At 64.5% G+C, this 21,401-nt stretch carries 21 protein-coding genes; all 21 read left to right on the forward strand.

Annotated features, from left to right (window positions below; translation table 11 throughout):
• The first annotated feature begins 62 nt into the window (after positions 1-62).
• The 21 genes from rpsD to mihF all read left to right on the forward strand — a co-directional run bounded on the left by rpsD (position 63) and on the right by mihF (position 21,400).
• Positions 63-689, forward strand: a complete 627-nt coding sequence (gene rpsD, locus ACIOJF_RS04760; protein WP_105658291.1) for a 30S ribosomal protein S4 — start codon at positions 63-65, stop codon at positions 687-689.
• A 125-nt stretch (positions 690-814) separates the two neighbouring features.
• Positions 815-1,186, forward strand: a complete 372-nt coding sequence (locus ACIOJF_RS04765; protein ID WP_402741293.1) for a DUF948 domain-containing protein — start codon at positions 815-817, stop codon at positions 1,184-1,186.
• Positions 1,187-1,266: 80 nt separating this feature from the next.
• Positions 1,267-1,476 carry a hypothetical protein gene (locus ACIOJF_RS04770; protein ID WP_105658293.1) on the forward strand — a complete coding sequence of 70 codons (210 nt, stop codon included), beginning with the start codon at positions 1,267-1,269 and terminating at the stop codon, positions 1,474-1,476.
• A gap of 19 nt (positions 1,477-1,495) precedes the next feature.
• Entirely contained in the window at positions 1,496-4,186 is a 2,691-nt protein-coding gene (gene alaS, locus ACIOJF_RS04775) for an alanine--tRNA ligase (RefSeq protein WP_388022102.1), read from the forward strand.
• Positions 4,179-4,652 (forward strand): Holliday junction resolvase RuvX, encoded by a 474-nt coding sequence (gene ruvX, locus ACIOJF_RS04780; RefSeq protein WP_219844133.1) that lies wholly within the window; start codon positions 4,179-4,181, stop codon positions 4,650-4,652. Before alaS ends, ruvX begins: the two co-directional genes overlap by 8 nt.
• 45 nt (positions 4,653-4,697) lie before the next feature.
• On the forward strand, positions 4,698-6,152 hold the full coding sequence (gene mltG / locus ACIOJF_RS04785; protein ID WP_402741294.1) for an endolytic transglycosylase MltG: 1,455 nt from the start codon (positions 4,698-4,700) through the stop codon (positions 6,150-6,152).
• Positions 6,153-6,225: 73 nt separating this feature from the next.
• Positions 6,226-7,065, forward strand: a complete 840-nt coding sequence (locus tag ACIOJF_RS04790; RefSeq protein WP_402741295.1) for a shikimate dehydrogenase family protein — start codon at positions 6,226-6,228, stop codon at positions 7,063-7,065.
• Positions 7,066-7,094: 29 nt separating this feature from the next.
• The gene (gene aroC / locus ACIOJF_RS04795; RefSeq protein ID WP_332486132.1) at positions 7,095-8,294 is read left to right on the forward strand and encodes a chorismate synthase; all 1,200 of its coding nucleotides are present in this window, start codon (positions 7,095-7,097) and stop codon (positions 8,292-8,294) included.
• A 13-nt stretch (positions 8,295-8,307) separates the two neighbouring features.
• Entirely contained in the window at positions 8,308-8,796 is a 489-nt protein-coding gene (locus ACIOJF_RS04800; protein ID WP_105658299.1) for a shikimate kinase, read from the forward strand.
• 79 nt (positions 8,797-8,875) lie between these two features.
• Complete coding sequence (aroB, locus tag ACIOJF_RS04805) at positions 8,876-9,967, forward strand: 3-dehydroquinate synthase (protein ID WP_105658300.1); 1,092 nt, start codon at positions 8,876-8,878, stop codon at positions 9,965-9,967.
• Between the two features lie 4 nt (positions 9,968-9,971).
• Positions 9,972-10,502 carry a tol-pal system YbgF family protein gene (locus ACIOJF_RS04810; RefSeq protein WP_105658301.1) on the forward strand — a complete coding sequence of 177 codons (531 nt, stop codon included), beginning with the start codon at positions 9,972-9,974 and terminating at the stop codon, positions 10,500-10,502.
• 110 nt (positions 10,503-10,612) lie between these two features.
• Entirely contained in the window at positions 10,613-11,173 is a 561-nt protein-coding gene (efp, locus tag ACIOJF_RS04815) for an elongation factor P (protein ID WP_013349066.1), read from the forward strand.
• Entirely contained in the window at positions 11,173-11,583 is a 411-nt protein-coding gene (gene nusB / locus ACIOJF_RS04820; RefSeq protein ID WP_105658302.1) for a transcription antitermination factor NusB, read from the forward strand. Before efp ends, nusB begins: the two co-directional genes overlap by 1 nt.
• A gap of 707 nt (positions 11,584-12,290) precedes the next feature.
• Complete coding sequence (pyrR, locus tag ACIOJF_RS04825; protein ID WP_105658359.1) at positions 12,291-12,860, forward strand: bifunctional pyr operon transcriptional regulator/uracil phosphoribosyltransferase PyrR; 570 nt, start codon at positions 12,291-12,293, stop codon at positions 12,858-12,860.
• Complete coding sequence (locus tag ACIOJF_RS04830; RefSeq protein ID WP_105658303.1) at positions 12,857-13,819, forward strand: aspartate carbamoyltransferase catalytic subunit; 963 nt, start codon at positions 12,857-12,859, stop codon at positions 13,817-13,819. Before pyrR ends, ACIOJF_RS04830 begins: the two co-directional genes overlap by 4 nt.
• Positions 13,820-13,830: 11 nt before the next feature.
• Complete coding sequence (locus ACIOJF_RS04835; protein ID WP_105661292.1) at positions 13,831-15,135, forward strand: dihydroorotase; 1,305 nt, start codon at positions 13,831-13,833, stop codon at positions 15,133-15,135.
• Complete coding sequence (locus ACIOJF_RS04840; protein WP_105658305.1) at positions 15,128-15,634, forward strand: hypothetical protein; 507 nt, start codon at positions 15,128-15,130, stop codon at positions 15,632-15,634. Before ACIOJF_RS04835 ends, ACIOJF_RS04840 begins: the two co-directional genes overlap by 8 nt.
• A complete protein-coding gene (gene carA, locus ACIOJF_RS04845; protein WP_105658306.1) occupies positions 15,635-16,804 on the forward strand; it encodes a glutamine-hydrolyzing carbamoyl-phosphate synthase small subunit in 1,170 nt (389 codons plus the stop codon).
• Complete coding sequence (gene carB, locus ACIOJF_RS04850; RefSeq protein ID WP_105661291.1) at positions 16,804-20,082, forward strand: carbamoyl-phosphate synthase large subunit; 3,279 nt, start codon at positions 16,804-16,806, stop codon at positions 20,080-20,082. The genes carA and carB overlap by 1 nt, the downstream gene beginning before the upstream one ends.
• On the forward strand, positions 20,075-20,917 hold the full coding sequence (pyrF, locus tag ACIOJF_RS04855; protein WP_402741296.1) for an orotidine-5'-phosphate decarboxylase: 843 nt from the start codon (positions 20,075-20,077) through the stop codon (positions 20,915-20,917). The genes carB and pyrF overlap by 8 nt, the downstream gene beginning before the upstream one ends.
• Before the next feature lie 147 nt (positions 20,918-21,064).
• Entirely contained in the window at positions 21,065-21,400 is a 336-nt protein-coding gene (gene mihF, locus ACIOJF_RS04860; protein WP_013349055.1) for an integration host factor, actinobacterial type, read from the forward strand.
• Position 21,401: the final 1 nt, after the last annotated feature.

Raw genomic sequence — 21,401 nt, forward strand, 5'->3', positions numbered from 1 at the left:
CGACGCCCACACACTCTCCCACCTGGAGGCCAGTAGATACCGTCGCTAATCGAAAGGGACACATTATGGCTAACGCCCGTGCCCGCCGCACCGTACGCCTTTCGCGTGCGCTCGGCCTTGCATTGACTCCAAAAGCTGAAAAGTACATGGAGCGCCGTCCATACGGTCCAGGCCAGCACGGCCGCGCCCGTAAGAAGCAGGACAGCGACTACGCAGTACGTCTGCGCGAAAAGCAGCGTTTGCGTGCCCAGTACGGCATCCGCGAAGCTCAGATGCTGAGCGCCTTCAAGGAAGCTAAGCGCCTCGGCGGCGAAACCGGCGGTAACCTGCTGGCTCTGCTCGAGTCCCGTCTGGATGCCCTGGTTCTGCGTGCAGGCTTCGCCCGCACCATCCAGCAGGCCCGCCAGATGGTTGTTCACCGCCACATCCTGGTCAACGGCCAGCGTGTAGACCGTCCGTCCTTCAAGGTACAGCCGGGTCAGCTGATCCACGTACACGAGAAGAGCGAGAAGATGGTTCCATTCCAGATGGCTGCAGCAGGTGAGCACTCGAAGGTGCTGCCAGCCGCTCCTGCTTACCTGGACGTAAAGCTGGAAGCCCTCCAGGCTACCTTCGTGCGCACCCCAGAGCGCACCGAAATCCCAGTGACCTGCGAAGAGAACCTCGTGGTCGAGTACTACGCACGCTAAATCCGTGCGCTAGTTCCAAGCCCGCAACCGGAAACGGTTGCGGGCTTGTCGCTTAACTACCTATCTGGGCTCTGACTTCGATAAGGTGGACTGGCACCAAAAACCCAAAGCAGAAGAGGAAGCACATGTCGGGTTCGGATATTGCAGGGCTCATCGCCGCCGGCGCGTTTGTTGTACTAGTTGTGCTGCTGGCAGTGCCGATCATGAAGTTGGGCAAGGTGTTCGACGAGCTGCGCAAATCGATCAAGGACCTGGCCGAGGGAACCACTCCGCTGATCGGCGAAGTCGCCAACACCGTGGCGACCACCAACGACCAGCTCAAGAAGGTCGATGCCATCACCAGCAACGTTTCTGACACCACCGCCAATGTGTCCGCGCTGTCCTCGCTGGTAGCAGCCACCGTTGGCAAACCGCTGATCAAGGTTGCCGCGTTCACCGAAGGCGTGAAGGTCGCGATGAACACCAAGCCAAGCGGCAAGGCTCGCCGCAGCCGCTAAGCAAGCAACGCTGTTTGATCGAACACGTATCGGCGCGCTGAATAGGATACGGCCAACTGGTGGCCGCCAAGGAGACTAGAATGAAAAAGCTCTTGTGGGTTTCGATTGGAGTGGGCGTTGGCGTGCTCGCGTCCAAGAAATACGCTGAAGTTTCATCCGGGGCGGCGCTAAACCGCCAGGTCGGCAAGTACACCGACCGCGCCTCGGAATATTGGGAAGCCTTCCGCCAAGGAATGAGCTCCCGCGAAGAAGAATTACGTTCCGCCTTGGGCGTGGACGCCGCTAAGTGAAGGGATCATCCGTAACACGATGAAAACGCAGGAAATTGCCCGTCGTTGGGTCGACTTTTTCGTCTCGAAGGGCCATACGGCGGTACCTAGTGCCTCGCTGGTCTCGGCCGACCCTTCGCTGTTGTTCACGGTGGCCGGCATGGTCCCGTTCATCCCTTACCTCACCGCGCGCGAAGAGCCCCCGTACTCCCGTGCGACCTCCGTGCAGAAGTGCATCCGCACCGGCGATATCGAAGAAGTGGGCAAGACCGCGCGTCACGGCACCTTCTTCCAGATGTGCGGCAACTTCTCCTTCGGCGACTACTTCAAGAACGAAGCCATCCACTTCGCCTGGGAGCTGCTGACCAGCTCCGTCGAAGACGGAGGCTACGGCCTGGACAAGGAACGCCTGTGGGTCACCGTCTACGAAGACGGAGACGAGAAGGACCTTGAAGCCCGCCGCATCTGGGAAGAAGAGATCGGCATGCCTACCGAGCGCGTTGTAGGCACCGGCAAGGAAGACAACTACTGGAATACCGGCCAGCCCGGCCCCGGCGGTCCATGCTCCGAGATCTACTACGACCGCGGCCCCGCCTACGGTGTCGAGGGCGGCCCAGCGGTCGACGAGACCCGCTACGTGGAAATCTGGAACCTCGTGTTCATGCAGTACCGACTCTCCGCGGTACGTTCCAAGACCGACTTCGATGTGGCCGGCGAACTGCCCAAGCGCAACATCGATACCGGCCTGGGCCTGGAACGACTAGCCATGATCCTGCAGGGCGTCGAGAACATGTACGAGACCGACCAGGTCCGTCCGGTGCTCGACAAGGCCGCCGAGCTTGCCGGCGTCACCTACACCTCCACCGAGGATCCAGCCGACCCGAACCACGCCACCGACGTGCGCCTGCGCATGATCGCTGACCACATCCGCTCCTCGCTGATGCTGATCTCCGACCAGGTCACCCCGGGCAATGAAGGCCGCGGCTATGTGCTGCGCCGGCTGATCCGCCGCGCCGTGCGCGCAATGCGCCTGATGGGCGTGGACACCGAGGTGCTCCCTGAGCTGCTCCCGGTATCGCGCGACGCCATGAAGGGCGTCTACCCCGAGGTGGAGGCCGATTTCGAGCGCATTGCCCGCATCGCCTACGCCGAAGAGCGCGCTTTCCGCCGCACCATCGCTTCGGGCACCACCCGCCTGGACGAGGCACTGGGCCACGCCAAGGAGGAAGGCAAGAACCTCTCGGGCGATGACGCCTTCACCCTGCACGACACCTTCGGCTTCCCGATCGACCTCACCTTGGAGATCGCCGCCGAAGCTGGCCTGTCCGTTGACGAGTCGCGTTTCCGCGAACTGATGAACGAGCAGCGCACCCGCGCCCAGAAGGACGCCAAGGCCAAGAAGGCCGGCCACGCCGACCTGTCGGTGTACACCCAGCTGGCCGAGGCCGGCAACGTGCACTTCACCGGCTATGACACCCTCGAAGGCGAATCCTCCATCCGCGGCATCATCCGCGATGGCCAGGTTGTGCCATTCGCCGAGCAGGGCCAGGAAATCGACCTGGTGCTCAACGAAACCCCGTTCTATGCCGAGTCCGGCGGCCAGGCAGGCGACAGCGGCCTGATCACCGGCGACGGCTTCGTGCTGGAAGTCACCGACGTGCAGGCCCCGGTCAAGGGCCTGAACGTGCACAAGGTCATCGTGCGCGAAGGCGAATTGCCAGCCGAAGCACTGGTTCGCACCCAGGTCGACGCGGTGCGCCGCCGCTCCGGCGAGCAGGCGCACTCCGCCACCCACCTGGTGCACGCCGCGCTGCGCGAGCTGCTTGGCCCAACGGCCACCCAGGCCGGTTCCTTCAACAAGGCCGGCTACCTGCGCTTCGACTTCTCCTGGGCCGAGGCGCTCTCCGCCGCGGCACGCAGCGAAGTCGAGGAGGTAGTGAACCTGGCCATCGCCTCGAACTACCAGGTCGTCACCAATGAGATGGCGCTGTCCGAGGCGAAGAAGCTGGGCGCCATGAGCCTGTTCGGGGAGAAGTACTCCAACGACGTGCGCGTGGTCGAGATGAACGGCGACTGGTCGCGCGAGCTGTGCGGCGGTACCCACGTGGACACCACCGCGCGCATCGGCCAGCTGACCTTGCTCTCGGAGGCTTCGGTCGGTTCGGGCAATCGCCGCGTCGAGGCCCTGGTCGGCATGGAAGCCTTCCGCCACGGAGCCGCCGAGCGCGCCCTGGTTTCCGAGCTCTCGGGCCTGTTCCGCGTTCCATCCAGCCAGGTGTCCGAGCGTGTCAACGACACCGTTGCCAAGCTGAAGGCCGCCGAGAAGCAGATCGCCGAGCTCAAGAGCCAGGCCATGCTGGCCCAGTCCGCAGCGCTGCTGCAGAAGGTCGCCACCATCGGCAGCACCCGACTGCTGGCCCACAACGCCGGGCAGATCGACTCGGCTGACGCCCTGCGCACCATGGCACTGGACCTGCGCGCCAAGCTGGGTTCCGAAGCCGCAGTCATCGTGCTGATCGGCGTGGCCAACGGCCGCCCGCTGGTGCTGGCTGTGACCAACGACGAGGCCCGCGCCAACGGCTTCAAGGCCGGCGCGCTGGTGCGCACCGCTACCGGCGTGCTCGGCGGCGGAGGCGGCGGCAAGGACGATATGGCACAGGGCGGTGGCCAGGACGCATCGAAGATCGATGACGCACTGGCTGCAATCCAGGCGGCACTGGCCAATGGCTAATGCCGCTCTCGGCGTCGACGTGGGCCTGGCCCGCGTCGGCGTCGCCGCATCTGATCCCTCCGGAATCCTCGCCACTCCGGTGATGACCCTGCGCCGGGATGCGAAGAAGAACTCGGATCTGCGGATGCTTCTGCGCATCATTGCCGATCGCGGCGTCACCGAGGTATTCATCGGGGAGCCGAAATCACTGGCTGGCAATGCGACCGAATCCACTAAAATGGCACGTGACTACGCGATTGCCTTGGCCCAGGAAGCTGCAAGCGCTAATATCGAGCTTGAGGTTTTCATGGTCGACGAACGCCTGAGCACCGTGAACGCGCATCGCTCGTTGCACGCCTCGGGCAAGAAGATGGAAGATCACCGCAAGGTGGTCGACCAGGTCGCGGCCACTGAGATCTTGCAGCAAGTACTGGAAATGCGACGCAACAATGTGCGCGTACAAGCCAGCCGGATTGTGCTGCGCTAGCCCACAACCGCTAGGGCACCACAAAGACCCGAGAGATGAGAGTTGATGCGAGAAGAAGCCCGCCATGAACGGCAACGCGAAACGCATCGCGCGCTATACGAACGCTTTGCCGCCGGCACTGGCTTGCCGATCGAACAACCCTCAGAACCGGAACTGACCGGCACCGGGCATTACCGCCAATCGCTGGCGGCGGCCGAGGACAGCTGGCAGGAGCCCGCAGACCAGGAATCCCCGGACGGGGAAGGAACCGACACCAGGTTCCTCCCCGCCCAGGCAGCCGCCGCCTCCGATGCGCCAGCATTTGCCGGGCACGAGGATGCCGCCCAGGAGCACTACCCGGAAGAGCCCGAAGCCGCGCAGCAGGCCGCGGTGCTCAGCAGCGATCCCCACGATGACCAAGCTGCCCAGGCCGCCGCCGCCGGCAAGGCCCAGCGGCGCAAGCGCACCAAGCGCAAGCGCAACCTGGTCATGCTGGCCACCGTGCTGATCTTCGCACTGGTGGTCGCCGGCTCGGTCTACTTCGTCAAGTCCGTGCTCAAGCAGTTCAACCCGGACGACTATCCAGGCCCAGGCGGCGCCGCGGTGGAATTCACCGTGGAAGATGGCTGGGGCTTGAAGATCATTTCGCGCAAGCTCGAGGAGCTCGATGTCGTCTCCAGCGACGGCCTGTTCACCGACGCCGTCGCGGACTCCGAAGCGCAGAGCAAGCTGATCCACCCCGGCACCTACCTGCTCAAGAAGCAGATGCCAGCGGCCGACGCGGCAGATATCCTCGTGAACCAGCGTCCGGACAAGGTCTTCTACATCGGGCTGAAGGCCAATATGCGCCTGGACGCGGCGATCAAGGAGATTGCCAAGGGCTCGGGACTGGCGGAAAAGGACCTGCAGGCGCTGGCCAAGAAGCCGCAGCAATTCGGCCTGCCTGCCTCGGTGCCGAGCCTCGAAGGCTGGCTGCACCCGGGGGAGTACCGCTTCCCGCTGAACGCCGACGCCGAAGAAGTCCTGGGCGAACTGGTCAAGGCCACCAAGGCTTCCTTGGAGCAGGCCGGCATCACCGACCTCGAAGAGGGCTACCGCACCCTGAAGGTCGCCTCGATCCTGCAGGCCGAGGCACGCACCCCGGACTACGCCACGGTCGCCGGCGCGATCGAGAACCGCCTGGACCCGGGCAACCGCGAAACCCACGGGCTGCTGCAGGTCGACTCCTCGGTGATCTACGGGCTGGACCGCTACTCGCTGCAGTTCAGCGCCCAGGAGAAGCAGGACGCGTCGAACAAGTACAACACCTATGTGCACACCGGCCTGCCGCCAACCCCCTTGGGCTCGCCGGCGAATTCCGCGATCGAGGCTGCTGCCCATCCGGAAAGCAACGGCTACTACTACTGGGTGACGGTCAACATCGAAACCGGTGAAACCAAATTCGCCTCGACCTACGCTGAGCACCGGCAGAACCAGGCAGAATTCCGCGCCTGGTGCAACCAGAATCCAGGAGTCTGCTAGCGCGGATTCCCGTGCTTGCCAGCCGCACTGCTGCCGCTGTGCGGGCAGCCACAAGCAGAAAGTCCATGAAGCCATGAAGCAGGCAGCCGTTCTCGGCCACCCCATCAGCCACTCCAAGTCGCCGGTGCTGCACCGCGCCGCCTACCAGCTGCTCGGCGTGCCGATCAGCTACAGCGCGATCGATCTGGAACCGGGGGATGCTGCCGGGCACGCGGCCGAGCTGCGCGCAGGAAACTGGGCGGGCTGCTCGGTCACCATGCCGCTGAAGGATGCGTTCGTGCCGCAGATGGATGAGCTGTCCGTCCGCGTGCAACGCCTTGGTGCGCTGAACACCGTGGTGGTCCGCGAAGACGGCACCCTCTACGGGGAAAACACCGACATCGACGGCCTGGTCCAGGCCCTGGCGGATTTCGGGCTCGCCCGCAGCGCGCAAGCGATGGTCCTGGGTTCGGGCAACACCGCGCTGGCCGCCATCGAGGCCGCCGCAGAAATCGGCGCCCGGCAGCTGACGCTGGTGGTGCGCGCAGCCTCCCGTGCCACCCGCGCTGTCGAATTGGCCCGCGAGCTCGGGATGGAAACGTCCGTCCACGAGATTTCGGGCATCGGCCAGGAGCTGGCCACCACGCTCAACGAGATTCCGCTGGTCTTCTCCACCCTGCCGCCGCACGCGGCCGATGACTGGGTGCCGGCGATCGGCGCAGGCACCGGAATCCTGCTGGATGTCGCCTACGATCCGTGGCCTTCGGCCTTGGCCCGGTCTTGGCAGGGAACCGTGATCAGCGGGCTGCACATGCTGGTGCACCAGGCGGTGGAACAAGTGCGGCTCTTCAGCGCCGGTGCATGGGAGGAATCGCGTCGCATGGACGTCACAAATGCGATGTATGACTCTTTGGGTCTGGCCCGACACCAGTAATCAGTTCGTGCCATGGCAAAATAGATGACATGTTGCGTTGGTTGACCGCGGGCGAATCGCATGGCCCGGCACTTGTTGGAATTCTCGAAGGACTACCCGCCGGAGTATCGGTGGATAGCGAAGCAGTGCGAGAGGCACTGGCGCGCCGACGCCTCGGCTATGGCCGCGGCGCGCGCATGAAGTTTGAAAAGGACCAGGTCACCTTCCTTGGCGGTGTCCGCCATGGCAAGACCCAGGGCGGCCCGGTAGCCATTGAAATCGGCAACACCGAATGGCCCAAGTGGGAACGCGTGATGAACGCTGATCCGGTGGACCTGGATGAACTGGCCTCGATGGCGCGCAATGCGCCACTGACCCGGCCGCGTCCGGGGCACGCCGATTTCACCGGCATGCAGAAGTACGGCTTCGAGGACGCCCGCCCGATCCTGGAGCGCGCCAGCGCCCGCGAAACCGCGGCCCGTGTCGCCTTGGGCACCGTGGCTTCCCGTTTCCTGAACGACTTGGGCATCCAGCTCGTTTCGCACACCACCGCCGTCGGCTCCGTGGCTGCTCCAGCCGATGCGCCGCTTCCCACGGCCACCGACGTTGCGGCGCTGGATAACGACCCGCTGCGCTGCTTCCACCAGGAAACCAGCGAGGCGATGGTCGCCGAAGTCGATGACGCGCACAAGGCAGGGGAGACCCTGGGCGGCGTCGTCGAGGTCCTGGCCTACAACCTGCCTCCGGGCATCGGCTCCTACGTGCACTGGGACCGTCGCCTGGACGCGCGCCTGGCCGCGGCCCTGATGGGCATCCAGGCAATCAAGGGCGTGGAGGTCGGCGACGGCTTCGCCACGGCCGCCCGCCGCGGCTCGGCCGCCCACGACGAGATCGTGCACGCCGAAGACGGCAGCATCAAGCGCAACTCGAACCGCGCCGGCGGCATCGAGGGCGGCATGAGCATTGGCGAGGTGCTGCGCGTGCGCGCCGGCATGAAGCCGATCGCCACCGTGCCCCGGGCCCTGCGCACCGTGGACACCGCCACCGGCGAGGACACCACCGCGCACCACCAGCGTTCGGATGTCTGTGCGGTGCCGGCAGCCGGCGTCGTGGCAGAAGCAATGGTCGCCCTGGTGCTCGCCCAGTCCCTGCTGGAGAAGTTCGGCGGCGACTCGGTGGCCGAAACCAAGCGCAATATCGAGTCCTACCTGGCGAACATCCCGGGCAACCTGGGTTCGACCGGCGTCTAGGAAGCGCGCTTCAATGATCTACCTCATTGGTCCGATGGCCAGTGGCAAGTCCACCGTGGGCAAGTCACTGGCCACGGCCCTTTCTACGAGCTTTGCGGATTCGGACGCGGCCATCGTCGCCCACCATGGAACCATCGCGCAGATCTTCGCCGAGCACGGCGAAGCGCATTTCCGCGACCTGGAAGTCCAGGCGCTGTGCCGGCTGCGCACCGGCGTGGTCGCCACCGGGGGAGGCGCAGTGCTGCGCGAAGAGAACCAGCAGCTGCTTTCGCGCGGGACGGTGATCTACCTGGAGCTGGGTGAACAGGCCGCCGCCGAGCGCATCAAGGGCGACGGGCACCGCCCGCTGCTGGCTGGTGACCAAGCCCTCAACAGCTGGATCTCCGTTTACGAAAAACGCCGCCCCATCTACGAAATGCTCGCTGACGTGCACGTTCTGGTGGATGGAAAGTCCGTTCCGCAAATTATCGACGAGCTTTTGCCGCAGCTGGACGCCCTGTGATTAGCCTCACGAGATGCAACTTCTGGCCGAACGCACGCGTACGCTAGAAAAATCACCACCATCAGGAGGAACTAGACTGATGCCTATCGCACCGACCACTCTGAAGGTCACCGGAAGCACCCCAGGGGAGTCATACCCTGTCATGGTCGGCAACGGCCTGCTGGGCCACTTGCCCGAACTGCTTGGCCCCGCGGTCAAGAAGGTCCTGGTCATCCACCCGCGGGCCCTGCGCGCCACCGGCGACGTCGTGCGCGACGAGCTGGCGAAGGCCGGCCTGGAAGCATTGACCGCAGAGATTCCGGACGCCGAAGAAGGCAAGCACATCCAGGTCGCGTCCTTCTGCTGGGAAGTGCTGGGCAAGAACGATTTCACCCGTTCCGATGCCGTGATCTCCGTGGGCGGCGGCGCCGTCACCGACGTCGCAGGTTTTGTCGCAGCCACCTGGCTGCGCGGCGTGAAGGTCATCCATATCCCTACCTCGCTGCTGGCCATGGTCGACGCTGCCGTGGGCGGCAAGACCGGGATCAACACCGCCGAAGGCAAGAACCTGGTTGGCGCCTTCCACCCGCCAGCAGGCGTGCTCGCCGATCTGGACGCGCTGGCCACTTTGCCGAAAAACGAGCTGGTGACCGGCATGGCCGAGATCGTCAAGTGCGGATTCATCGCCGACGAGCGCATCCTGGAACTGATCGAAGAAGATCCGGCCGATGCCATCGACCCGGCCAGCGACCGCTTGCGCGAACTGGTCGAGCGCACCATCGCGGTGAAGGTCGACGTGGTTTCCCGCGACCTGAAGGAAGCCGGCGACCGCGAATTCCTGAACTACGGCCACACCCTGGCCCACGCCATCGAGCTGTCCGAACGCTACCAGATGCGCCATGGTGCCGCCGTGTCCATCGGGCTGGCCTTCGCCGCCGAATTGGGCCGCTCGGTAGGGTACACCTCCGACGCGGTGGCCGATCGCCACGTCGCGATCCTCAAGTCCCTTGGCCTGCCGACCACCTACCGCAATGACCGCTGGGCTGCACTGCTCGATGGCATGAAGCGCGACAAGAAGGCCCGCGGCAGCCAGCTGCGCTTCGTCGTGCTGGAAGAAATCGGCAAGCCGCGCATCTACGAAGTCCCCGATAACTCGCTGCTCTTCGCCGCCTACCAGGAAATCGGGGAGTAACTACATGGTCGACTACACCGCATACGCCATTGACGTCGCATCGGTAAACCGCGAAGGTGTCGGCACCGCCGTAGAGGGCGTGCTGATCGACCCCCAAACGCTGAAGCCCTACATCGCCGACGAGGCCGCGGCCGAGCAGCAGCTGCTGGTCGGTTCCCCTACCGACCAGGTCATGGTGCTGCTGGCGCGTGGCGAGCTGGTGAAAGCCGGCGAGCTGATCGCTGAATCGCGTTTCGTGGATCCAACCAACGCCCACCTGCGCGTGCTGGACACCGAGCTGACCCGCATGCAGGGCGACTTCGATCGCGCGATCAACCGCCTGCGCAAGCTGGCCGAGGAATTCGCCGGCACCGCATACGAGCCGCTGATCCACCACCACGCTGGCCTGTCCTTCTTCGCGAAGGGCGATTTCAAGGCGGCGGCAACCCGTTTCCGCAAGGCCCTGGATCTGCGCATCGCGCTGGACGACGATGCGTACCTGGTCAACGCCGCAAGCACCTGCATGCAAATTGCCGAGGAGCGCGCCGCGCAGTAATGCGCGCCACCGTGTGAAACCCTTTGTACCGCATGGTGCGTAGGGTAAACTTGGAGATGGATTTTTGATAATGCCGGCGCTAGCTGGCGAAAATAGAGGATTGAGGAACCGTGGCGGATACAACTGACATCAAGAATGGACAGGTCATCAAGATCGATGGCCAGCTTTGGACCATCATTGACTTCCAGCACGTCAAGCCAGGCAAGGGCGGCGCATTCGTTCGCACCAAGATGCGCAACGTCATGTCCGGGAAGGTCTTGGACAAGACCTACAACGCTGGCACCAAGATCGAGCTGGCCACCGTTGACCGCCGCGACTACCAGTACCTCTACCAGGATGGCGAAGACTACGTCTTCATGAACCTGGAAGATTACGACCAGATCACCGTGTCCGGCACCACCGTTGGCGATGCAGCAGGCTTCCTGCTGGAGAACCAGGAACTGACCATCGCCATGTACGATGGCAGCCCGCTGTACCTGGAACTGCCAGCTTCGGTCATCCTGGAAATCACCTACACCGAGCCAGGCCTGCAGGGCGACCGCTCGTCGGCTGGCACCAAGCCGGCAACCCTGGAAACCGGCAAGGAAATCCAGGTTCCGCTGTTCGTTGAGCAGAACACCAAGGTCAAGGTCGACACCCGCACCGGCGACTACCTGGGTCGTGTCAACTAGTGAGAGCCCGCGCCAAAGCCCGTCGCCGAGCTCTTGAGTTCCTGTTCGAAGCCGAAGCCCGCGATGTCAATCCGCTGGCCGTAGCCATCGCACGACGGGAAAACTCGGATATCGTACTCAACGAGTACTCGCTGACGATCATCGAAGGCGTTACCGCACACCTGGACCGCATTGACGAAGTTCTCGAGAGCTACGTCAAGGACTGGACCATCGAGCGCATGCCAGCGGTTGACCGCAGCGCACTGCGCATCGGTGTGTGGGAGCTGCTTTACAACGATGACGTTCCCGATGCAGTAGCCGTGGCTGAAGCCGTGGTGAACGTCCGGGAATTGTCCACCGATGAATCGCCGGAGTTCGTCAATGGCGTTTTGGGTCGCATCCAGAGCGTCAAGGACACCCTGGTCGACTAATTCGATCCTCATCATTCCGAGCCCGGGCCGGAACCCCTTTCATGGGGTTCCGGCCCGGGCTTTTTTGCGTTAAGCCGTTGCCTGTCGCGGCTCGGCCCCGGGCAGGATCACGGCGAAGCAGGCGGAGCGGGCTACCTGCACGGCGACCTGCACGGCGACCTGCTGTCCACGGGCTCGAATGCCGGGGGCTGGATGGTTTGCTGCTGTCCACGCGTTCGGTTCTGCTTTCCACGCTCGGACTGCTTGTCCTGCCGCACCATCTAGGTGAAGCGGAGCGGAACTGGGACCTGGATATCCCGGGCTGATCCGGCGGGCAGGAACTCGGGTCCGCCGGGATCCGAGTTCGACGGAGCGGCGCAAATCCTGCACGAGCAGTACGCGCGGCATAGCGGGCCTGCAGATCTGCTGCGCGAATGCCTTGCCCGGGCGTGCGGGCCGATCATGCACGAGGAATCCCGGGCCCACGCCACTTCGCGGGTGTGTCGATCGCAACACATCTGCGCGCGGGGCCAAGGCCAAGCGCAGGGATCTGCGTGGTTCTGCCGGACGCACGAAGCCGCCGGCCGATCGCTGTGACCGATCCCATGCCCTATTCAGTGTCATGCATAGGTTTCCGCTAGGGAATCAGCTCCCGCTCGTGATAATTTGAGTTAGCAATATTCCTTTAAATCCCGTCCCGTGAGGCGGAGAAGGGAGAGGTGCACAGCATGAATGAAAATTCAGTGCCAGATGCTGCCCGCACGGTATTAACCGGCGACGACATCGAACGTGTACTCACTCGCGTAGCCTTCGAGATCATCGAGGCCAATAAGGGCACCGACGACCTGGTGCTCCTAGGCATTCCCAGCCGGGGTTTCCCGCTGGCACAGCGGCTGGCAGCGCGAATCGCGGCTACCGCCCCGGGCAACCTGGACCCGGCATCCCTGGTAGGCCAGCTCGACATCACCATGTACCGTGATGATCTGCGCCACTCCACTACCCGCACCCCGTCGCCGACGCGCCTGCCAGCAGGCGGCATCGAAGGCAAGGTCGTGGTCCTGGTTGACGACGTCCTGTACTCCGGACGCACCATCCGCGCCGCCCTGGATGCCCTGGCAGACTGGGGCCGCCCCCGCATCGTGCGGCTGGCCGTCCTGGTTGACCGCGGGCATCGGGAACTGCCGATCCGCGCCGATCATGTGGGCAAGAACCTGCCGACAGCGAAAAGCGAAAAGGTGCGCGTGCACCTGGCGGAAATCGATGGGAAAAACGAAGTCGTGATCGAGGGCGCCGCGTGAAACACCTGCTATCCACCGCGGACCTGACCCGCGAAGAAGCCATCGCCATCCTTGATATTGCCGAAGAGATGCGCGAGTCCTCGACCCGTGCCATCAAGAAGCTTCCGGCCCTGCGCGGTCGCACCGTGGTGAACCTCTTCTTCGAGGACTCCACCCGCACCCGGATTTCCTTCGAGGCCGCCGCCAAGCGATTGAGCGCGGACGTCATCAATTTCTCGGCCAAGGGCTCGAGCGTTTCCAAGGGCGAGTCCCTGAAGGATACCGCCCAGACCCTGTTGGCCATTGGCGCCGACGCAGTGGTCATCCGCCACCCGGATTCCGGCGCCCCGGCCCGGCTAGCGGCCACGGACTGGATTGGCCTGCCCATCGTCAATGCAGGCGACGGCACGCACGAGCATCCCACCCAGGCGCTGCTGGACGCATTCACCCTGCGCCGCCAGGTGGCATTGCGCGATGGCACCAGCCCGGCAGGCCGCGGCCTGGACGGACTGAAGGTCGCGATCGTCGGGGATATCCTGCATTCGCGCGTGGCCCGCTCCAACCTGTGGCTGCTGAACACCCTCGGTGCCGAAGTGACGATGGTGGCCCCTCCGACCCTGCTGCCTTTCGGCGCCGGCTCCTGGCCCTGCGCCATCAGCTACGACCTGGACGCAGTGATCGCCTCGGGCGTTGACGCGCTGATGATGCTGCGCGTGCAGGGCGAGCGGATGAACGCCGCCTACTTCCCGAACCCCCGCGAATACTCGCGCTACTGGGGACTGGACGATGCGCGCCTGGCGCAATTGGACGCCTCGGGCGCCGAAACCCTGATCATGCACCCGGGCCCGATGAACCGCGGCCTGGAAATCTCCTCGGCTGCCGCGGATTCGCCGCGCTCCACCGTGCTCGACCAGGTCACCAATGGCGTGGCCGTGCGCATGGCCAGCCTCTACATGCTCCTCTCCGGCGACCTGATCTGAAGGAAGAACCCATGAACTACTTGATCCAGCAGGCCTCCATCCTCGGCGGCGAACCGGTCGACGTGCTGATTGCCGACGGCAAGATCGCCCAGCTGGGCAGCATTGCTGCCGCCGGTGATGCCCAGGTCATCGACGCGCGGAATCTCGTGCTCCTGCCCGGGCTCGTCGACACCCACACGCACCTGCGCGAACCAGGCCGCGAAGACGCCGAAACCGTGGAAACCGGTTCGCAGGCAGCGGCCCGCGGCGGCTACACCGCCGTGCACGCCATGGCCAACTCCACCCCGGTAGCCGATACCGCCGGCGTCGTCGAGCAGGTCTACGAATTGGGCCGCAAGGCAGGCTGGGTGGATGTCCGCCCGGTCGGCGCGGTGACCGTCGGGTTGGCCGGCAAGCAGCTGAGCGAAATCGGCGCAATGGCCGACTCCCGTGCCCAGGTGAAGATGTTCTCCGATGACGGCATCTGCGTCTGGGACCCGCTGCTGATGCGCCGCGCCCTGGAATACGTGAAGGCCTTTGACGGGGTCATCGCCCAGCACGCCCAGGAACCGCGCCTGACCGAAGGCGCCCAGATGAACGAGGGCGAAGTCTCCGCCATCCTGGGCATGCCCGGCTGGCCAGCGGTCGCCGAGGAATCGATCATCGCCCGCGATGTGCTCTTGGCCGAGCACGTCGGCGCCCGCCTGCACGTGTGCCACGTGTCCACGGCCGGCTCGGTGGAGATCATCCGCTGGGCCAAGGCCCGCGGCATCCAGGTCACCGCGGAGGTCACCCCGCACCACCTGCTGCTCACCGATGAGAAGGTCCGCACCTACGACCCGGTCTTCAAGGTCAACCCGCCGCTGCGCCGCGAAGAAGACGTGATGGCGCTGCGCGCGGGCGTTGCCGACGGCACCATCGACGTGATCGGCACCGACCACGCCCCGCACCCCTCCGAGGCCAAGGACTGCGAGTGGGGCGCGGCCGCCATGGGCATGACCGGCCTGGAGACCGCGCTGTCCATCGTGCAGCACACGCTGGTGGACACCGGGCTGATGGGCTGGGCGGGCGTGGCCCGCATTACCTCGCAGGTGCCCGCGCAGATCGGCCGCGTTGCCGACCAGGGCCGACCGATCGCCATCGGCGAGCCTGCCAACCTGGTGCTGGTCGATCCGGCAGCCCGCTGGATCGTCGACCCGGCCGCCATGGCCACCAAGGGGCGCAACTCGCCGTTCGCCGGCATGGAGCTGCCAGGATCGGTGCGCGCCACCTTCTTCCACGGCCATGCCACCGTGCTCGATGGCCAGCTGGCTACCCCGAGGACGGCCAATGCCTGAGGGAGCCCTGACCCCGTTGATCTGGACGATTGTCGCGATCGTCGCAGGCGTGGGCCTGATCCTTTTCGGCTGGCGGAACCTCAAGGCCCGGCAGTCAGCGATTCCCGAGCCCTTCGAGGACTTCGCCGATGAGGTGGAGCACCATTTCGCAGGCATGTACGTGGTCACCACCCGGTTCGACGACTGGCTGGCCCGCATCGCGGTCCATGAGCTCGGGGTGCGCACCAACGCCACCTTGGAACTGGGACGCGAAGGGCTGCACCTGATCCGTTCCGGAGCGCGCGACGTGCACATCCCGTGGGAGCACTACGAGGACGTGAAGCGCAGCAACGGGATGATCGGCAAGGTCGTGGAGAAGAACGGCCTGATCGTCATCACCTGGAACAAGGACGGCTTCACCTTCGACACCGGATTCCGTCCCCGCTACCACGAGGACACCCCAAAGATCTATCAGTTGCTGGCGTCGCACAACGACGTAAGCCGAGCAGGAGACAAATAAGTGAATTCCCTGAGCAACCTACCAGCCGTGTTGGTACTTGAAGATGGCCGCATCTTCCGCGGGCGCAGCTATGGCGCCGTGGGCACCACCCTGGGTGAAGCAGTGTTCACCACCGGCATGACCGGCTACCAGGAAACCCTGACTGACCCGTCCTACGCGCACCAGATCATCGTGCAGACCTTCCCGCACATCGGCAACACCGGCGTGAACTCGCAAGATCCGGAATCCACCCGCATGTGGGCTGCCGGCTACGTGGTGCGCGACGCCGCCCGCCGGCCAAGCAACTGGCGCAGCGAGCGCACCCTTGATGCAGATCTGGTCGAGTACGGCATCGTGGGCATCCAGGGCGTGGACACCCGCGCGCTGACCCGCCACCTGCGCGACGCCGGCGCGATGAAGTCCGGCATCTTCTCCGGCGATGACGCCGCGAAGACCGACGCCGAGCTGGTGGCCCTGGTCAAGGCGCAGCCGTCGATGGCCGGCCGCAACATCTCCGCCGAGGTTTCGGTGGACGCCGCCTACATCGTCGAGCCAGCGGACCACGGCTACGATGGCGAGGCCAAGCACACCGTGGCCGCGATCGACCTGGGCATGAAGTCGATGACCCCGCACCGCCTGGCCGAGCGCGGCCTGCGCGTGCACGTGCTGCCGTACAACGCCACCCTGGAAGATATCAAGGCCACCGGCGCTAACGGCGTGTTCTTCTCCAACGGCCCCGGCGACCCTGCCACCGCCACCGCCCAGGTGGAACTAGTCCGTTCGGTGCTCGATGCCGGCATCCCGTACTTCGGCATCTGCTTCGGCAACCAGATCCTGGGCCGCGCGCTGGGCTTCGACACCTACAAGCTGCGCTTCGGCCACCGCGGAATCAACCAGCCGGTGATGGACAAGGCCACCGGCCGCGTGGAAATCACCAGCCAGAACCACGGCTTCGCCGTCGACGCGCCCATCGAGGGCGCCGTCACCGCTCCGGTCGAACGCTTCGGCAAGGTCGAAGTCTCGCACTATTCGCTGAACGACCACGTGGTCGAAGGCCTGAGCTGCCTGGACATCCCGGCCTTTTCCGTGCAGTACCACCCAGAGGCAGCATCCGGCCCCCACGATGCCGCCTACCTCTTTGACCGCTTCATGACCGCGTTGGATTCCGCCGCAGAAAAGGACAGCAAGTAATGCCTAAGCGCACCGATCTGAAATCAGTTCTCGTTATCGGTTCGGGTCCGATCGTCATCGGCCAGGCCGCTGAGTTCGACTACTCCGGCACCCAGGCACTGCGTGTGCTCAAGGAGGAAGGCCTGCGGGTCATCCTGGTCAACTCCAACCCGGCCACCATCATGACCGACCCGGAATTCGCCGACGCCACCTACGTGGAGCCGATCACCCCCGAGGTCGTCGAGAAAATCATCGCCAAGGAACGCCCGGATGCGATCCTGCCGACCCTGGGCGGCCAGACCGCGCTGAACACCGCCATCGCCCTGGACAAGTCCGGTGCCTTGGAGAAGTACGACGTCGAGCTGATCGGCGCGAACATCGAAGCCATCGAGCTGGGCGAGGACCGCGAGAAGTTCAAGGGCGTCGTGGAGCGCTGCGGCGCCGAATCGGCCCGCTCGGTCATCGTGCACACCCTGGACGAGGCCTTTGCCGCCGTCGAGGAGCTGAACTACCCGGTAGTCGTGCGCCCGTCGTTCACCATGGGCGGCTTGGGTTCGGGCATGGCCTACAACCCGGAGGACCTGCGCCGCATCGCGGGCGCCGGCCTGCAGTACTCGCCAACCACCGAGGTGCTCCTTGAGGAGTCCATCCTGGGCTGGAAGGAATACGAGCTGGAGATGATGCGCGACAAGAACGACAACGTCGTGGTCGTTTGCTCCATCGAGAACTTCGATCCGGTCGGCGTGCACACCGGCGACTCGATCACCGTCGCCCCGGCCATGACCCTGACCGACCGCGAATACCAGAAGCTGCGCGACATCTCGATCGCGGTCATCCGCGAAGTCGGCGTGGACACCGGCGGCTGCAACATCCAGTTCGCCATCGAGCCTGACACCGGCCGCGTCGTGGTCATCGAGATGAACCCGCGCGTCTCGCGCTCCTCGGCACTGGCTTCCAAGGCCACCGGCTTCGCGATCGCGAAGATCGCCACCAAGCTGGCCGTGGGCTACACCCTGGATGAGATCCCGAACGACATCACCCAGAAGACCCCGGCTTCCTTCGAACCGGCCCTGGACTACGTGGTCGTGAAGGTCCCGCGCTTCGCCTTCGAGAAGTTCCCGGCAGCGGACAAGACCCTGACCACCACCATGAAATCGGTCGGCGAAGCGATGGCCCTGGGCCGCAACTTCACCGAAGCGCTGCAAAAGGCGCTGCGCTCCCTGGAGCAGAAGGGCTCCGAGCTGTCCTTCGAGCCGATCCCGGAATCCGAGCACGAGGCCGTGCTGGCCTCGATCGTCAAGGGTTCGACCGAGCGCCTGTCGCTGGTCCAGCGCCTGCTGTTCTCCGGCGTGTCCCTCGAGAAGCTGTTCGAGACCACTGCGATCGACCCTTGGTACCTGGACCAGCTGCAGCTGATCAACGAGGTCGCGCAGCTGGTGGCCGCGAACAAGCACCTGCCGGAGCACGTGCTGCGCGAAGCCAAGCGCCACGGCTTCTCCGATGTCCAGCTCGCCCAGCTCACCGGCAAGGCCGAATCGGTCATCCGCGGCATCCGCCATGCCCTGGGCGTGCGCCCGGTCTACAAGACCGTGGACACCTGCGCCGCCGAATTCGAGGCCTTCACCCCGTACATGTACTCCTCGTACGACGAAGAGACCGAGCTGGCGCGCCACGAGAAGAAGTCGGTCATCATCCTGGGCTCGGGCCCGAACCGCATCGGCCAGGGCATCGAGTTCGACTACTCCTGCGTCCACGCGGTGATGGCGCTGCGCGCCGAGGGCTACGAGACCGTCATGGTCAACTGCAACCCCGAGACCGTCTCCACCGATTACGACATCTCCGACCGCCTCTACTTCGAGCCGCTGACCTTGGAAGATGTCCTGGAGGTCATCCACGCTGAAGAGGAAACCGGCGGCGTGCTGGGCGTGTTCGTCCAGCTTGGCGGCCAGACTCCGCTGAAGCTCGCCGCCGAGCTGAAGGCTGCCGGCGTGCCGATCCTGGGCACCTCGCCCGAGGCCATCGACCTGGCCGAGCACCGCGGCGCCTTCCAGCAGGTACTGGATAACGCCGGGCTGGTAGCGCCGAAGAACGGCACCGCGGTGTCCTTCGCCGATGCCAAGACCATCGCCGACTCCATCGGCTACCCGGTACTGGTTCGCCCTTCCTACGTGCTGGGCGGACGCGGCATGGAGATCGTGTACGACGAGGCCAACCTCGAGCGCTACATCACCAACGCGACCGAAATCACCGTGGACCACCCGGTACTGGTGGACCGCTTCCTGGAAGACGCCATCGAGATCGATGTCGACGCCCTGTTCGACGGCACCGACCTGTACGTCGGCGGCATCATGGAGCACATCGAGGAAGCCGGCATCCACTCCGGGGACTCGGCCTGCACCCTGCCTCCGATCACCCTGGGCGCCGACGTGCGCGACCGCGTTGCCGCGGCAACCCGTGCGATCGCCGAAGGCGTGGGCGTGCGTGGCCTGATCAACATCCAGTTCGCCCTGGCCAGCGACATCCTGTACGTGATCGAAGCGAATCCGCGTGCATCGCGCACCGTGCCATTCACCTCGAAGGCTACCGGCGTGCAGCTGTCCAAGGTCGCCGCGCTGATCGGCGTGGGCCGTACCCTGGCCGAAATGCGCGGCAGTTACCTGCCAGCATCCGGCGATGGCGCGCACCTGCCTGAATCGGCGGCGATCGCCGTCAAGGAAGCAGTCATGCCGTTCGCCCGCTTCCGCACCCCGGAGGGCAAGGTCGTCGACTCGCTGCTCGGCCCAGAAATGCGTTCCACCGGCGAAGTCATGGGCATCGACAAGTACTTCGACACCGCTTTCGCCAAGTCGCAGGCCGCAGCGAACAACCCGCTGCCAACCGGCGGCAAGGTCTTCGTCTCGGTCACCAACCGCGACAAGCGCTCGATCGTCCTGCCGGTCAAGCACCTTGCTGACCAGGGCTTCGAGATCATCTCCACCGGCGGCACCGCGGAAGTGCTGCGCCGCAACGGCATCCCGACCCAGGTGGTCGGCAAGCTGCACGAAGGCGGGGAGTCCATTGTCGATTTGATCGTAGCCGGCCAGATCGGCCTGATCCTGAACACCCCGTCGGGCTCGGATGCACGTGGCGATGGCTACGAAATCCGCGCCGCCGCGACGTCTGTCGGCACCCCGGTCATCACCACCGTGGCGGAGTTCAACGCTTCGGTCCAGGCGATCGATGCCCTGCGCGAGTACGAGTGGGATGTCACCAGCTTGCAGGTGCACGACGCCAACCTGAACGCAGCGCGCAATGCCTGAGCCGATCCCATTCGGTCAGCGGCTTCGTTCAGCCATGCAGGCTTCCGGCCCGCTGTGCGTGGGGATCGATCCCCACCCGGTGCTGCTGGAAGCCTGGGGGCTGGAGAATACGGCCGAGGGCGTGCGATCTTTCTCACTGACCGTCGTGGAAGCGATGGCCGGTGCGGCGGCAATCCTCAAGCCCCAGGTGGCTCTGTACGAGCGTTTCGGGTCCAAGGGATTTGCCGCATTGGAAGAAACCTTGAGTGCTGCGAAGTCCGCTGGACTGCTCACGCTGGCCGACGCCAAGCGCGGGGATATCGGTTCGACCATGGCAGCGTATGCGAGCGCATGGCTCGATGATGCTTCTCCGCTGGCTGCAGATGCTGTGACTTTGAGCCCGTACCTGGGTTATGAATCGCTGCGTCCGGCATTGGATTTGGCTGCTGGAACCGGCAGGGGAGTGTTCGTTCTCGGACTGACTTCCAACCCCGAGGGGCCATCGGTACAGCACGTAGGCGGGGAAAACTCGGTTGCTAAATCAATTATTGACCAAGTCACTGCGGATAATGCATACGCAGGAGATTTAGGACATGTCGGGCTGGTTGTCGGTGCGACCATCGGGGATGCACCGTCCAAGCTCGGAATCGATCTGGCAGCTTCCAAGGCTCCGCTGCTCACACCAGGGCTCGGCGCCCAGGGTGCCACGGCAGCGGATATTGCCAAGTCATTCGCCTCAAGCTACGGCCAGGTACTGGGCACGAGCAGCAGGGACATCCTCAAAGAGGGGCCGAATAAGGCCGCTCTCAGGGAAAAAGCCCTGCGGGTTAGGGACGAATTGCTGGCAGCTCGCTAGCAAAAAATTCGAATAAGTGACATAGGCGCGTTGTGGCTATTAGAGTTTCTAGTAGCCACAACGCGTTTAGTCTTGCAAAAGCAGCGTTAGCTCGCTATGTTTCTCAACATAAGCCTTAGTCCACTACAACTGAAGGATGGCTGAACGATGGTACTGCGAGAACTCTCTGACGAAGATCGTATCCGCGCCCGCGCCAAGGCACTCGCCGCACGCACTCGTCGTGCAGAAATCAAGGCCGAGTTCAGTGCCGGCAAAATTTCCATCACCGAGGTACTAGACTTGGTATACGAAGATGAAGCCGTGGGACGCATGCGTGTCATGGACCTTCTGGAATCGGTACCGGGCGTAGGTGAAGTACGCGCGGCAAATTTGCTGGAGCGACTTGGCATTTCCCCTTCCCGCCGTCTGCGCGGACTGGGACGCAAGCAGCGCACCGCAATCACCGAGCACTTCAAGCAAAGCCCGCCAAAAACGAAAGTGTAGT

Origin of the sequence: Glutamicibacter sp. NPDC087831 (assembly GCF_044742845.1) — a bacterium.
Classification (GTDB): Bacteria; Actinomycetota; Actinomycetes; order Actinomycetales; family Micrococcaceae; genus Glutamicibacter.

Coding starts and splice junctions, on each gene's coding strand:
- pyrF (WP_402741296.1), top strand. CDS start 20,075: ATGCCTGAGCCGATCCCATTCGGTCAGCGGCTTCGTTCAGCCATGCAG.
- mltG (WP_402741294.1), top strand. CDS start 4,698: ATGCGAGAAGAAGCCCGCCATGAACGGCAACGCGAAACGCATCGCGCG.
- ACIOJF_RS04835 (WP_105661292.1), top strand. CDS start 13,831: ATGAACTACTTGATCCAGCAGGCCTCCATCCTCGGCGGCGAACCGGTC.
- ACIOJF_RS04810 (WP_105658301.1), top strand. CDS start 9,972: ATGGTCGACTACACCGCATACGCCATTGACGTCGCATCGGTAAACCGC.
- ACIOJF_RS04800 (WP_105658299.1), top strand. CDS start 8,308: ATGATCTACCTCATTGGTCCGATGGCCAGTGGCAAGTCCACCGTGGGC.
- ACIOJF_RS04840 (WP_105658305.1), top strand. CDS start 15,128: ATGCCTGAGGGAGCCCTGACCCCGTTGATCTGGACGATTGTCGCGATC.
- ACIOJF_RS04790 (WP_402741295.1), top strand. CDS start 6,226: ATGAAGCAGGCAGCCGTTCTCGGCCACCCCATCAGCCACTCCAAGTCG.
- ACIOJF_RS04770 (WP_105658293.1), top strand. CDS start 1,267: ATGAAAAAGCTCTTGTGGGTTTCGATTGGAGTGGGCGTTGGCGTGCTC.
- alaS (WP_388022102.1), top strand. CDS start 1,496: ATGAAAACGCAGGAAATTGCCCGTCGTTGGGTCGACTTTTTCGTCTCG.
- aroB (WP_105658300.1), top strand. CDS start 8,876: ATGCCTATCGCACCGACCACTCTGAAGGTCACCGGAAGCACCCCAGGG.
- pyrR (WP_105658359.1), top strand. CDS start 12,291: ATGAATGAAAATTCAGTGCCAGATGCTGCCCGCACGGTATTAACCGGC.
- carB (WP_105661291.1), top strand. CDS start 16,804: ATGCCTAAGCGCACCGATCTGAAATCAGTTCTCGTTATCGGTTCGGGT.
- aroC (WP_332486132.1), top strand. CDS start 7,095: ATGTTGCGTTGGTTGACCGCGGGCGAATCGCATGGCCCGGCACTTGTT.
- mihF (WP_013349055.1), top strand. CDS start 21,065: ATGGTACTGCGAGAACTCTCTGACGAAGATCGTATCCGCGCCCGCGCC.
- ACIOJF_RS04765 (WP_402741293.1), top strand. CDS start 815: ATGTCGGGTTCGGATATTGCAGGGCTCATCGCCGCCGGCGCGTTTGTT.
- ruvX (WP_219844133.1), top strand. CDS start 4,179: ATGGCTAATGCCGCTCTCGGCGTCGACGTGGGCCTGGCCCGCGTCGGC.